This window comes from Streptomyces sp. NPDC107765, from assembly GCF_055657085.1.
Genome location: NZ_JBVKBL010000023.1, coordinates 39,245 through 53,390, shown reverse-complemented (window position 1 = coordinate 53,390; position 14,146 = coordinate 39,245). Strand labels below are relative to the sequence as shown.

Here is a 14,146-nt window from a genome sequence, read left to right as displayed (position 1 = left end):
ATGCGCCCGTTCACCTACGTACGGGCCGAGTCCCTGGCCGGCGCCCTGGACAGCGCGCATACCAAGGACACCATGTTCCTCGCCGGCGGCACGGAACTGCTCAACTGGGCCCGGACCGGCATCGAGTCGCCGAGCCACCTGGTCGACATCGGTCGCCTGCCGCGGCTGCACGAGATCGCCTCCGTCGGCGACGGCCTGCACATCGGCGCGCTGGCCCGGCTCAATGACGTGGCCCAGGACCCGCGTGTCGAGACCTCGTACCCGGTGCTCTCCCAGTCCATCCTCAGCGCGGCCTCCGCACAGCTGCGCAACCTGGCCACCATCGGCGGCAACCCGGTGCAGCGCACCCGGTGTCCCTACTTCCGCTCGGGCGGCCCGGTGGCCTGCAACAAGCGTGTCCCCGGCTCCGGTTGCGCGGCTCTGCACGGCGCGAACGAGCGGCTGGCCATCTTCGGGTGGACCGATGACTGCGTGGCCGTACAGCCCTCGGACCCCGCCGTCGCCCTCGCCTGCCTGGACGCGGAGATCATCACCGAGCACGTCGACGGCGGACGCAGGATTCCGGCGACCGAATTTCACACCCTGCCTGCCGAGGACCCCTCGGTGCACAACGTGCTGCGCCCCGGTGAGCTGATCACCGGCATGAAGATCGGCGCGCCCGCGCCCAAGTCGGCATACGTCAAGGTGCGCGAGCGCCAGAGCTACGAGTTCGCCCTCGTGTCGGCCGCCGCCGCCGTGGAGGTCCAGGACGGCGTTATCTCCCGCGCACGGCTGGCCCTTGGCTCCGTGGCGCTGCGTCCCTGGCGCCTGTACGACGCGGAACAGGCACTGGTCGGCGCGCGCCCCGGTAGCCCCGAGGTGATGGACGCCGTGACCTCCGGATTCTCGGCGGGCCGCCCGCTGTCCTCGAACGCGTACAAGATCCCTCTCGCCCGCAACACTGCACTGCGTGCCCTCGAACTGGCCCTGGAGGCATCATGACCGGCATGCGTGGCGTGACCAGGCAGGACGGCCCCGCCAAGGTCACTGGGGCAGCGATGTACGCGGCCGACCACAACGCCGCCGACCAGCTGTATGCGGTCCTGGTCGGCGCGACGATCACCGCAGGCCGGGTCTCCGGCTACTCCGTCGAGGAGGCGCGGCGGGAGCCGGGGGTCGTCCACGTGCTGACCGAGCTGGCGGTCGTCGACAAGGCGTTCGACGGCCTGCCGAGCCCTCCGCTCGCGACCCGTTTCCTCCCTCTGCAGGGGGATGTCGTCCACTACTGGGGCCAACCGGTGGCCATGGTCCTGGCCGAGTCCCTGGAAGCGGCAGAGGGCGCGGCGGCGCGGGTGGGGGTGTCGTACGAGGAGAAGCCATTCATCAACCCGGACACGGCCCTGGCCGTACCGCCATCGCCGGAGAGCGGTTACGGCATGCTCGACGCGCTGGAGTTCCGTAAGGGCGACGCGGCCGGCGCGTTCGCCAAGGCACCCGTGCACGCGGTCGGCACCTACACACAGCCGTCCCGGCACGGTAACCCGATGGAACCGAGCGCGGTCGTCGCCGAGTGGCACGACGGCCGACTGACCGTCCACGACTCTGTCCAGCACGTGTACGCGGTGCGGGACGCCCTGGCCGCGACCTTTGGTATCGCCTCCGACAAGGTGCGGGTGATCGCTCGGCACACCGGCGGCGGCTTCGGGACGAAGGCGTTCATCTGGCCGCACGAGATTCTCGCCGCCCAGGCTGCCAGGGCCGTCGGCCGACCGGTGAAGCTGGTGCTCACCCGCCAGGACATGTACTGCATCGTCGGCTACCAGCCGCTGATGGAGCACCGCGTCCGCCTGGGCGCCAGCGCAGACGGCGAACTCCAGGCGGTCGTCCACGAAGTCGACAACGTCACCGCCCTCACCGACGACTACGTCGAGTTCGGTTCCGTGCCTTCCAAAGCCCTGTACGCCTCCCCGCACATCTCCACCAGCCAGCGGGTGCAGCGCGGCCACATCAACCTGCCGTCGTTCATGCGCTCCCCCATCGACGGCCCCGGCACCTGGGCGCTCGGCTCCGCGATGGACGAACTGGCCCAAACCCTGTCCATGGACCCGCTGACACTGCGCCTTGTCAACTACGCCGAGAGCCACCCCGCCGACGGCACACCCTGGTCCTCGAAGAAGCTCAGGGAGGCCTACGAAGAGGGCGCTCGCCGCTTCGGCTGGTGGGACCGGCCCAGGGGCGGCAGCCGCGACGGGCACTGGCTCATCGGCTGTGGCATGGCCGACTGCACGCAGGGTCAGTTCCGGTTCACCTCCCATGCCCGGGTGCGGTTGCGGGCCGACGGCACTGCCACGGTCGAGGCCGGCTACACAGACATTGGCGCGGGTTCCACCACGATCTTCCCGCAGATCGCCGCGCAGACCCTCGGTATCGGCATCAGCTCCGTCAAGGGAATCTCCGGCGATACGGACCTGCCGTACGCCGGTCCTGCCTACGGGTCGGGCACCACGATCGCCATGGGCACCGCTGTCCACCTGGCCGCCCACGACGTCCTGCGCCAACTCGCCGACGTGATGGCCTGGCCGGCCGATGAGGTGTGCGCCGACTCCGGCGCCCTCACCTGGCACGACCGGCGCCGGTCCTACGCCGACATCCTGCGCGCGGCCGAGCGCGACGAGGTCGTCGGCAACGGCGAGATGGTGCTCCCCGGCGGCGCATCCGCCGACGCGGGAGCACCCGGTGTCGCCTCCCGCACCTTCGGCGCCATGTTCATCGAAGTAGGTGTCGACCCGGACCTCGGCCTGCTGCGGCTGCGCCGCGCGACCGGTGTCTACAGCGTCGGCGCGGTCGTCAACGAGCGCACCGCCCGATCCCAGATGATCGGCGGCCTGGTGTGGGGCTGGGGCATGGCAGCCATGGAGGCCAGCCGCTTCGAGCCGAACCTGGGCCGCTGGCTGTCCCAGGACCTCGCCGGGGTACCGCTACCGGTGAACGCCGACATCCCGCCGCACATCGACGTGTCCTTCGTCGATGAATTCGATCCGCACGCCGGGCCGCTCGGCGCCAAGGGAATCGGAGAGCTGTCCGCCACGGGTACCGCAGCGGCCGTCGCCAACGCAGTGTTCCACGCGACAGGGCGACGGGTACGGGACCTCCCCATCACACCCGAAAAACTCCTCGATCCCCGCATGTGAGCTCCCGGCACGACCCGCGTGAGACACCTGGACCGAACGAAGACCGTTGCCGCAGCAGCAGCAGGCACTGGCCTGCTGCCCCTCAGCAGACAGCAGGGCCCGGGCAGTCGCCCGTCCGGGCCCTGCACAGGTGGACTGCACTGCATCCGTCGCCCTAGAGGAACACCCCCCGTCGACTGGACGCCCAGTGTGGCCGCCGACATCCAGCGGTGGCCATACCCGTTCCCCGCCAAGTCCGCAACAAGATCACGAAGTCAGGCCGCGTACGCCCCGCCGCCGAGAAGTTCGCGCCCGGTCGGCTGCGGTACCACCCTTCCATGGCGGTGATCGGCTGGTGCATCCCCATCGCGAACCTCTTCCTGCCCAAGCAGATCGCCAACGACGTCTGGCCCGCCTCCAGCCCCGGCCACAGCCCCGCATCGGCCCGCGTGCTGAACGCCTGGTGGGCGCTGTGGCTGCCCACCTTCCTGACCTGGCCCCTCTTCTGGACCCCGTGGACAGCGCTTCTCAGTGAGCGCCCCGTGGACGCGGCCGACGGCACGAGCGATTACGCGTACGAGGCGGAGCGCAAGGCTCATCCCGCGGACGGGGTTGCGCCTGCGCCAAAGGCCGGTACATCCGCGGCGGTGAAGGGCCGGAACCCCACGAGGTGGTGAACCGGACGCCTTCCCAGGGATGACCTGGCCCGGCCGGCGCGAGCTGCGCGGCCAGCCGGCGTGCGGCGTCGGGGCGCAACGGCGTGCTCCGGCCGAGTGATGACGTTGGCCACCCACCAGTTTCCGGCCCTCATCAAGCAACTCAACGGCCACGGACAGCTGTTGAGCGACCCCAATCACTGGGACGGCCCGCTGGCGCAGAGGTTCCGGGGCGAGGTCTGGCCGCAGGTCCACTCGGACATGGAGAAGATGCGCGGTTCCCTGGAGCACCTGCAGCAGCAGGTGCAGAAGATCCTGACCGCCATCTCCCGCGCCGGCGGCGCGGGAGCCGTATCCGTATCCATGCGGCCGCGGCGCAGACCGTCCGCCGCCGCGGCCGCAGCTCCGCCCGCCCTGGGGCGGCGGAGCCGTCGCACGGTGTCTGCCGAGGGAAGTCCCATGTCTGAGCCGGAGCTGCCCCCCACCACGGCAGCGGAGTTGTCCGCCGCCGACCTCGACCGGCTCGGCGCGCAACCGTCGCGCAGGTCGGACCCCGCGGTGATCGGCCCGTACCGGGTGCTGGCCCGGTTGGGCGGCGGCGGCATGGGCCGGCTCTACCTCGCCCGGCACGAGGACGTCGGAGCGGGGCGAACCTACCGGGCCGACGGCCTGGTCGCGGTGAAGGTGATCAGGTCGGAGTACGCCGAGGACCCACGCTTCCGCCGCCGTTTCGAGCGGGAGATCGAGGCGGTGCGCCGGGTGCACGGCAAGTACACGGCCGGGCTGCTCGGTTCGGGTACCGATGCCGAGGACCGTCTGTGGATGGCGACCTCCTACGTACCCGGGGTCGGTCTGGACGAGGCGGTACGCCGCTACGGGCCGCTGCCGGCGCCCGTGGTGTGGCGGCTGGCGGGCGAGGCCGGGCAGGCGCTCGCCTCCATAGCCGCCGCCGGAATGGTCCATCGGGACGTCAAACCCTCCAATGTCCTGCTGGGCGCGGACGGTGCGCGGGTCATCGACTTCGGCGTGGCCCACACCGTCGACTCCAGCGCGCTGACCCTGACGGGCCAGCAGATCGGGACCCCCTCGTTCATGTCGCCCGAACAGGCCGACGGCAAGAAGGTGGGGATCGCCTCGGACGTGTTCGCCCTGGGGTCGGTCCTCGCCCTGGCGGCAACCGGCCGGGCGCCGTTCGGCGACGGGTCGACCGGAGAGATCATCCACCGGGTGATCTACGCCGAGCCCGAGGCCGAAGTCCTCGACCGGGTGGCCGAGAACGATCCGGCACTGGCCGCGCTGATCGCCCGCTGCCTGGCCAAGACGACGGCTGACCGTCCCACGCCCCGGGAGGTCGCCGAGGCGGCGCGCAAGCAGAGCCGGGCCCGCAAGTGGCCCGCACCCTTGGCGGAGCTGATCGAGTCCCGGGCCGGGTGGAGCGGTCGCGCGGTGGTGGTCCCGGTGACCGACCAACTCACCGTGCTGCGCCGCCGGGCCCCCAGGCCCACCCTGGAGGAGCCACCGACCCGGCCACGGCGCCGGCTCCTCGCGGGCGCCGTGGCGCTGCTCGCCGTGGCGTCCGCCGCTGTGGCCGCGGTCCTTTGGCCCGGCAGCTCCCCGCAGGCCCGGCAGGCCGCCTGGGCCCCGAACCGTCCGCACGCCTCCGCCCCGGCCGCGCCGTCCCGCACCGGGACCACGGGCCGACCGTCCGCCGCCCCGACCACGAGGGCCCCGGGCACCGGCGGCCGGGGAGACGCGGGCGAACGCGGAGGCGGAGGCGAACGAGGCGGCAAGGGCCAAGCCCCGGCCCCACCGGCGGATACCGGGCAGCGCCCTCCCGCCCCGGTGGTCACCGTCACCGCGAAGCCCCATCCGGGGCCGACGCAGACCCGGACCTCCACCACGCGAACCTGTAACGCCTACTTGGGCACTGCGCTCACTGTGTACGGCGACTCCGGGCCTCGGGTGGTGGAGGTGCAGTGCCTGCTCAGGAGCCATGGATACAGCGTTGGTTCGCACGGGATCGACGGCAGGTTCGGCAAGGACACCCGGTCGTCGGTGGAGGACTTCCAGCGTGCCCACCGCCTCAGGGTCGACGGCGAGGTGGGCGCGCACACCTGGGCGGCCCTGCGCACCTGACAGCGGTTCCTTCGTGAGCGTCCTCGCCAGGGGTGTCGCTCCTCGGCGAAGAAGCCCGGCTTGTGCAAGAACTCCAGCTTGTTCGCCGAGGACGGCACCGGCAGGTTCTTTGTCTGTTGGTGGTACAGCGCTCACAGCCGGGAAGAGATCCGGGCCGGCTGCCGGGCGGCTTGGAGCATTCGGTGTGGTTTACGGACCCGCTGGCGACCACCCTGAGTTGAGGGCGCTACAGGGACATCTCCACGATCGGCTGGACTGCTTCTGGCGCGCCGCACCGGAACGGCGTGCCGAGGCAGTGCGGTGATCGATACGGTGGGTTCAACTCAGCTGATTTTTGAGCTCTTTGTGATCCTGTGGAGGGAAGACGGCACATGTCTGAGAACAACGTCGCGGGTGGGGTGGTTTCGGTGCCGGTGGGCCGGGTGGTCGGTGGTCGGGCGGAGGTGAGGGATGACGACTGGGGCGGGGAGACGGCGATCATCCGTCTGGACGCCGGCCAGTTCGGCCCGGACGTGGTGGCGGGCCTGGATGCCTTCTCCCACCTGGAAGTCGTCTACCACTTCGACCGCGTTCCCGAGGACAAGGTGCAGACCGGGGCCCGGCATCCGCGTGGCAACACCGACTGGCCGTTGGTCGGCATCTTCGCCCAGCGCGGCAAGAACCGCCCCAACCGGCTCGGCGTCTCCCGCTGCCGCCTACTCAAGGTCGACGGCCTCGACCTGCACGTCCAGGGCCTCGACGCCGTCGACAACACCCCCGTCCTCGACGTCAAACCCTACATGGCCGAGTTCGGCCCGCAGGGCGACACCACCCAGCCCGACTGGGCCACCACCCTCATGCGCCACTACTACTGACTGGCGCCGGCGACGGAAGCTGAGCCGCAAATCCACGATGGCTGCTGTTGATTGAGACGAAAATCCCGGTGCTCTCCTTGTCGGCGGTGCGGGTCTTGACGTGGCGGGTCGATGGGTGTGGCGCCGGCCGCTGGGCGCTGCGGGCGGCGGTGGCCGGGGGTCACCACCTCAGCGTTGACCGACGATGGCGGGCCGGGATTCGCGGTACCCGGCTTACCTCCGCTCGCGCGGAGAGCACAGCGTGTGCCCGAGCTCGTGGAGCAGGATGTTCGGTTCACCTCCGCTCGCGCAGAGAGCACGCCGTCGGAGCAGCCGCCATCGCCGGCATCGGCGGTTCACCTCCGCTCGCGCAGAGAGCACGCTCCTTGGGGGAGGGGAGGGGCGGCATGTCGTGGTTCACCTCCGCTCGCGCGGAGAGCGCCCTTCGCGGCCTGCGAGGTTAGGAGTGCTTTGCCGGTTCGTGATTCAAGGAACGTGTGGTGTACACCCGTCCGAATGTACCGGAGTGTCAAGGCGTTCGTGGTTCCGGTCCGGATGGCGTTGTGGTGGCACGGGTTTCGCGCCCGTTGTTCAGTGTGGGATGGCGTGGTATCTCGGGCGGGGCGGGGGGCTGTGGGGAGCGTCGGGGTGGGCTCTTGTCCGGGGTTGGTGGGGTGTGGTGTTCGTGGGTTGGGGTGCGGATCGTCGGTGAGCAGGAGGTTCAGCAGCAGCCCGGCTGAGCGTTGTGCGGTTTGACTCTGGCCGGCACAGCGAGGTAGCGATCAGCGCTTCCACCCGCGCTCTGAACGTCCGCCTGTGAGCAGTCGTGACCGTGCTCACCACCCGGTGGCGAGGTCGTGCATGCCTTGATAGCAATGGAAGAAGGCGGACGCCGCCAGACCAGTGGCTTGGTGGACTAGTCCCGGAGCGGAAGGGGGTCGCCTACCGGCTGCAGGCGGTGTCGTTAGCCAGTCCCCTCCGACGCCACTGGGTGCTGGTATGCACGATGAACACAAAGGTCAGCGTTCTTCATAAGGCGATGAGCGATCCCCTGCACCTACGTGTCTGCCGAGAGGCATGGAGGCGCCTGCGATGGCCGGTCGCAACCGCTGTTCGGCGCATGCGCACCGGGTGGCTGCTTCGCGCAACTTCCACGAAGCGATGGTGGAACCCCTTCTGGACCACCCTCGGGATCGCCGTCCTTTGTGTTCTCGCTCTCGTGCTTTTCGTATGGGGTGGCAGAGGGCTACTGGTCGCGCTCTTCCATCGCGGCACCAAGGACTACCCAGGATGGTGGTGGGGCCCGTTCAATCCGGATAGAGGATGCAGCAATGTCGCCTCTTCCTGTGGGGCGGTCAACGGCGTCGTCCTGCCCTTGCTGCTGCTGGCAGCCTCGACCTTGCTCTTCCTGGCCTGGCGGTTGAGGTCGATCCATCGGTTTTGTACCCGCCGGTCCCGAAGAGAGCTCAGCCGGTTCGTGGCAGTGACAGGCAGTTCCACGGACGAACTGGCGGGGAGGGACGAACTGTGCAACGTGATCATGACCAGGCTGCACGACAGGACACAACGACGGGCCCAGGTGATTGTCGGGAGAGCCGGGATAGGCAAGACAGCACTACTGGTCCGCCTCGCCGAAAGACTCGCGGGCAAGGGAGCCGTACCCGTAGCGGTAAACCTGCGGGCAGCCCAAGAAGGGCTCAATTTCTCTCACCTGGCGCGCAAGTCCTTCGAGGAGATTGTGCAGCCGAAGCTTAGATCGGAAGCCGAGCTCGACAGAATCTGGCGGTGGTTGCGGCAGCGTGCAGACCGCATCGTGGTCCTCGCGGACGGTCTGGAGGACGCCCTGAGCAATGAAAACGCGAGGAGCCGGCGCGACAGCATGATCCGGGAAGCCATACGCGTGGCCGGAGAAGAGAAGCTACCGCTGGTCATCACCGCACGTCCTCATACCCCGCTGCGCTCCGCGCAGTGCACGATCACCGAGTTGCAGCCATTGCGGCTGAGCCCGGGCGTGACCCTTCACTCCCTCCTCCGAATCAGCAGTTGGCATACGGATCCGAGAAGGCTGAATTGGGTCGTAGAGAACGCGGACAGCGTGGGATCCTTGCAGTATCTTCCCATCGCCCAGGATCTTTTTAGCCACGGCCTTCTGGAGCACCTGCTATGGGAAAGCCCCGATTCCATCAGCCGTAGTGACGATGGCTGGGGGTTGTGGGCACGCCTCCTGTGCGCGTGGACCGAGGTACTGATTGAGGGCGTCTTCCACCCAGAGCTGCCCATCGACCAGGACTCCAGACAGGCGGTGGTCGAGAACCTGTCCGCCTTGGCCTGCATCGGACTGGCGTCGGGGCGTACCGAAGTCTTCCTCAGAGAACTGGACCCTCTGGCCGACCCGGGGCAAGGCAGCGCCTCGCAAGCTGCCGGCGAAGATGCTGTGCCCACCAACGCGGAGTGGAACCATCGCGTCGCCGCAGCACTCGATGAACGGATGAACCTCCTGAAGGAGGACATCACAGGCCCCCGAATCGACGTCCGAAGCGCCGCAACGTGGGGAACGCGGATGGGTCTGGTCGACGAACACGGTGAATCGGTACGGTTCCACCGCAGCGCCATGCAGGCATACCTAGGCTCCCGCTACCTCGCTAGGGTCCTCGACAACTCATACGGTGATGTCCTACCTATCTCAAGAGGGCTGCGCCTCGGGGGTCCTGATCTCCTCATGGCTCTGACCCTGCATTCCCGGTCACGCGAAGGGCGCTGCACATGTCGCCAGGGGCACCAGACCGCCGGGTGTCCGGTCCTTACTCTGCGAGAAATGCTGCTGGACGAGGCGGAAGCGGCTCTGGACGAAGCGGAACAGTCAGAGCAGGTGTCGGGGCGGCCTGCGGTCGGCCAGGTCGGGGCGCGACAGGCGAAGGGCGAGGACAGCCTACGTGTGAGAGCTCTGGAGCTTTACCGCGCTGCCGTGGAGATCGACACCGCTGACACCAACCCTGACCCACAGCGCGTGATAAGCGCCGCGCTGAGGAACTGGGGGCGTATCGGGCGCGGAGAGGAACCCGGCGAGCTGCGTGCAGCGAAGCTTGCCCTCGTGCGCCAGTGCGGAGCCGCGGCAGGCCGCATGACCGCGGCCAGTGACCGAGGCGTCCCCGCGTACGACTCGCTGTTCGGCATCGGCCGCCATGAAGCCGACCATCGAGTGCGCACCGCGATCGCGGAGCAGGTGGGAGCTGGCGGCGAGCGAGCGTTCCAGGCGCTGTACCGCCACCTCTCCAAACCCGCCACGATCAGCAGTACCGTCCTCCCACCGCAGCCCGAAAACGACAAGGCTGGGACGGAACCGCCGCTACCAGTTAACGACACAGAACGGCACCGGGAGCGCCGCCGAGGCCACCATGAGGGCGAACGGGGAAGCCGCGAGGAGCGGAGGCAGGCCCGAAACGAGGTGCTTCGGGAAGTCGAGATGTGGCGCTCCAACTCGATGGGTGCCTGGGTCCTGCCCATGCTCATCCAATCGAACAGGGCGACCCACCTCGGCAGCCCCGGCCAGGCCCTTGAGGAATGGGTTTCCTTCGCGGGCACGGAGGACACAGCCAGACGCCGCGGTGTGATGCCTGGCTACCGCCCCGCCCTGGACGTGTCCCTGGCTCAGGGATTCAAGTACGCCGCCAACCAGAAGCCCAGTGCCGACACCAACATGGACGCCCGGGAGTTCTTGAGGAAGCAAGCCGTGGAGATGTTGAAGCACAGCACCTTCTGGTACACCCGCCTCACGCTGCTGCACGCCCTTGCTTTGTGGGAGCTGCCAGACGGCGTCGCCGAGCACGAGTCGATCGTCCGCGGGCCCGATCCGGACCCCAGGGGCCAAGTCGACGCTTGGCTCGCGCTGGGCCGGCATCAGCAAGAGCACCCGCTGGTGAGGGCCGCAGCCGACCTGGCGGTCCGTGCGCTGCGGACCGGGCAGCCCGCGCGGTTCCTCTGGATCGACGACGTCGGCGTGGCCGCCGAGATCGGTACAGTGATGGAGCAGCCCCTGAAACAGGTCCGCCAGGATCTATGGATCCCCCTGTCCATCGGCTGGACCACCCTCGACGCCGATGCCCAGCAGCTACTCGCTGACGTGCTGCTATTGGTGATGCTGAGTGAGCGCGGGTACCGGCCGAAGGACCTGTTCTCTGCCCTAGCGCATTCTGCGGCGGATCCCTTCCTTCGCCTTCCGCTCTGCCTGAGCAAGGACAGGAGGCGACTGGACGTTCTGAGAGCGGTAGGTTTCGCCCAACAACCAGGCTCCAACTGCACGGACGATTGCAGGCTGATGATGTGCCCGTATCCGGCCAAGGTAGAGAATTTGCGGCTGGAGTTCAGTGAGGCCTTCTGCCTACACCAGCGCGACCTGCTCAGGACGTGGCAGCCCCGGGCATGGCTGCACATGCGGTTCCGGCGGCAGGCATGGTGGCAGCGCGAGATTCCGATCTCCAAGATGCGCCAGTTCTGGGAAGATCTGTGCTATCGCGCGCGCGACGTCGGCCAAGAGGACCACACGAATCCTTCCGATCCCCGCCAGCTGCATCGGGTGTAGCGCGGTGATGCCGTGCGGCCTTGTTAATGATCAGTGAGGTCCACTACGCGTGAGTAAGGCGGATCAGCAGTGCCGGTCACGGTGAGCCGCTGTTCGTCAAGCAGCGACGGCAGGACCGCCAGCGGGACGGTGAGCGGGCCACCAGGGCGTACGTCGGCGGCTGTCATCCCGAGAAGGGCTCAACGTCCAGATACAGACGGAGCCGGTCGGGCGCCAGGAACAGGAAACCGCACAGGCAAGTTTGTGGACGTTGCTCCGTAGAGCGGGAGGCGGCCAGGCAGCGCAGGAGTGTGAGAGTCCAGTCGTCATTGGTGAAGGGGGCCGGCTCCACGGTAGCCGGATCCACGCTGAACAAGGTCATTCCCATGACGGAGCTGACCTTGTCCCGGGGGTAAATGTCGGTGCCCGGGTGGACGGTGCGCAGCACGTGCACGCGCACGATTAGGCTGGGCCCGGGAGCGTGCTCGACATCTCTGAGACGAGCACGCTCGTGGTGCTCACGCAAGAGTAATTGTCGAATTCTGTGGATTGGTTCAGGGCGCCCTTGGGTCGGCCCAACCTGCCGTACCGATGCTTAATGGAGGTTGTGGAGGAAGGTCTGGAGGTCGGTGAGGAGGAGGGCGGGGGTCTCCAGGCCCGGGAAGTGACCGCCGCGGGTGAGTTCTTTCCAGTGGACGATGTTGTCGGTCCGTTCGGCGAGATGGCGTACGGGCACGGAGGTGTCGGCCGGGAAGGACGCCAGGCCGGTGGGGGTGGAGGAAGGCTCGGTGGCGCCTGCGAAGCCCGTACGCGCATGGGCGGTTTCGTAGTAGAGCCGGGCTGAGGATGTAGCGGTGCCGGTGAGCCAGTAGAGCATGACGTTGGTCAGCAGGGTGTCGCGGCTGATGACCTCCTCGGGGGAATCACGGCAGTCGGAGAATGCCTTGAACTTCTCGATGATCCAGGCGAGTTGGCCGACCGGGGAGTCGGTGAGGGCAAACCCGAGGGTCTGCGGGCGTGTGGACTGGAGGATGCCATAGCCCATCTCCTCACACTGGTTGTGGGCACGGCTGGCGGCCGACGCGCGCATGCGATCGATCTCCGCTTCGGTCAGACCGGCCGCCTCTTGCTCAGTCGGCTCGGTGGTGGCCGTGGCGGACAGGAGCATAGTCACGTGGACCCCGGCCTGACCGGCCGCCTCGCCTTCGGTGCCGCCTCCTTCGGAGCGGGCGCGGGCACCTGGGCCTGGTACGGCACCGCCTTCGTGCTGGGTGCCGCCGTAGCTGCCGGAGCCGTCCTCGTCCCCGCCCTGCGCGACCTGCGTACGGTGACCGTCGCCGAGACCCGCAAGGAGTCCGGTGCCCGCAGCACCAGGAACCCGTGGTGGATGCGGTACGGCCTGGACTTTGCCCTTTCGATCGGCTCCTGGCTCGTCTTCCGTGCCTCTTCTGGCAACCAGTACGCCCTCGTCCTCGCCCCGGAAGGCGTGCCCAGCATCTCCGTGTCGTACTGGGCCTTCCTGGGCCCCGCCCTCCTGTGGATCGGCGCCGCCCTGCTGCTGTGGCGACTCACCCTCCTCGCCCTCACCCACGGCCGCCCCGCCCTGGCCCGGCTGGCCCGCCCGCTGACCGCGACCCTCGCCGGCACCACCGCCGCCACCCTGTCCCGGCGCCGCCGCCCCCTGGCCCGCTCGGTGGTGCTGCTCGCCCTCGCCGTGTCCTTCGCGCTCTCCACTGCCGTCTTCAACGCCAACTACCGGCAGCAGGCCGAGGTCGACGCCCGCCTGACCAACGGTGCCGACGTCACCGTCACCGAACCACCCGGCGCCCGAGTCTCACCCAGTGCAGCCGGCTCGCTGAAAGTCCCCGGCGTACGGCACGTCGAACCCCTCCAGCACCGCTTCGCCTACGTTGGCTCCGACCTGCAGGACCTCTACGGCGTCCGTCCCGACACCATCGCCCGGGCCACCTCACTCCAGGACGCCTACTTTGCCGGCGGCACCGCCCAGCAGCTCCTGCGCAAGCTGGCCCAGCGCCCGGACAACCTGCTGGTCAGCGTCGAGACCGTCAACGACTTCCAGCTCGCTCCCGGCGACACCGTCAACCTGCGCATCCAGGACGCCCGCACCAAGGCCCTGCGCACGGTCCCCTTCCACTACGCGGGCATCGCCAAGGAGTTCCCCACGGCACCGAAGGACAGCTTCTTCGTCGCCAACGCCGCCTACATCGCCAAGGCGACCGGCAGCGACGCGGTCGGCGCCTTCCTCCTCGATACCGGCGGCACCCACCAGAAGCAGATCGCCACGCGCCTTCGTTCGCAGCTCGGCACCACTGCCATCGTCAGCGACCTCACCCAGACCCGCGGCACCGTCGGCACCAGCCTGACCTCCGTCGACCTGGCCGGACTCACCCGCATCGAACTCGCCTTCGCCGTCCTGCTCTCTGCCGGAGCCGGAGGGCTGGTCCTCGGCCTTGGCCTCGCCGAACGCCGTCGTACCTTCGCCATCGCCACCGTGCTCGGCGCACGCACACGCCAGCTGCGCGGCATGGTTCTCACCGAGGCCCTGCTGCTGGCCGCAGGTGGCCTGGCCGGGGGTGCCGTCATCGGATGGGCGCTGTCGGAAATGCTGGTCAAGGTACTTACCGGCGTGTTCGACCCGCCGCCCGCCGCCCTGGCGGTGCCCGGCGTCTACCTGACCCTGACCGGACTGGCCGCCTTGATCGCCGTACTGGCCGCAGCCCTGACCGGGATCCGCGGTGCCCGGCGCCCCGCGGTGGAGGAACTCCGCGACCTGTGAGCCCGCCTGCAGGGGAG

General features: G+C 68.8%; 9 protein-coding genes. 7 read left to right on the top strand and 2 right to left on the bottom strand.

Translation table 11 applies throughout. From position 1 onward, the window contains the following. The 6 genes from ACZ7MX_RS36675 (at position 1) to ACZ7MX_RS36650 (ending at position 11,353) form a co-directional block, all read left to right on the top strand. Positions 1 to 981, top strand: coding sequence for an FAD binding domain-containing protein (locus tag ACZ7MX_RS36675; protein ID WP_472138649.1), 981 nt, complete (start codon positions 1 to 3; stop codon positions 979 to 981). Next, positions 978 to 3,170, top strand: coding sequence for a xanthine dehydrogenase family protein molybdopterin-binding subunit (locus tag ACZ7MX_RS36670; RefSeq protein ID WP_472138647.1), 2,193 nt, complete (start codon positions 978 to 980; stop codon positions 3,168 to 3,170). The genes ACZ7MX_RS36675 and ACZ7MX_RS36670 overlap by 4 nt, the downstream gene beginning before the upstream one ends. A 209-nt stretch (positions 3,171 to 3,379) precedes the next feature. Then, complete coding sequence (locus ACZ7MX_RS36665) at positions 3,380 to 3,826, top strand: DUF4328 domain-containing protein (RefSeq protein WP_472138645.1); 447 nt, start codon at positions 3,380 to 3,382, stop codon at positions 3,824 to 3,826. 99 nt (positions 3,827 to 3,925) lie between these two features. Next, entirely contained in the window at positions 3,926 to 5,941 is a 2,016-nt protein-coding gene (locus ACZ7MX_RS36660) for a protein kinase domain-containing protein (RefSeq protein WP_472138644.1), read from the top strand. Between the two features lie 371 nt (positions 5,942 to 6,312). Continuing rightward, complete coding sequence (locus ACZ7MX_RS36655; RefSeq protein WP_472138642.1) at positions 6,313 to 6,795, top strand: SAM-dependent methyltransferase; 483 nt, start codon at positions 6,313 to 6,315, stop codon at positions 6,793 to 6,795. Positions 6,796 to 8,314: 1,519 nt separating this feature from the next. Further along, a complete protein-coding gene (locus tag ACZ7MX_RS36650) occupies positions 8,315 to 11,353 on the top strand; it encodes an NACHT domain-containing protein (protein WP_472138640.1) in 3,039 nt (1,012 codons plus the stop codon). A 163-nt stretch (positions 11,354 to 11,516) separates the two neighbouring features. On the opposite strand, the gene ACZ7MX_RS36645 is transcribed toward ACZ7MX_RS36650, so the two are convergent. After that, the gene (locus tag ACZ7MX_RS36645; RefSeq protein ID WP_472138638.1) at positions 11,517 to 11,786 is read right to left on the bottom strand and encodes a hypothetical protein; all 270 of its coding nucleotides are present in this window, start codon (positions 11,784 to 11,786) and stop codon (positions 11,517 to 11,519) included. Between the two features lie 141 nt (positions 11,787 to 11,927). Continuing rightward, the gene (locus tag ACZ7MX_RS36640) at positions 11,928 to 12,506 is read right to left on the bottom strand and encodes a hypothetical protein (protein ID WP_472138637.1); all 579 of its coding nucleotides are present in this window, start codon (positions 12,504 to 12,506) and stop codon (positions 11,928 to 11,930) included. Between ACZ7MX_RS36640 and ACZ7MX_RS36635 the strand changes: the two genes are divergently transcribed. Then, entirely contained in the window at positions 12,507 to 14,129 is a 1,623-nt protein-coding gene (locus tag ACZ7MX_RS36635; protein ID WP_472138635.1) for an FtsX-like permease family protein, read from the top strand. Positions 14,130 to 14,146 lie beyond the last annotated feature (17 nt).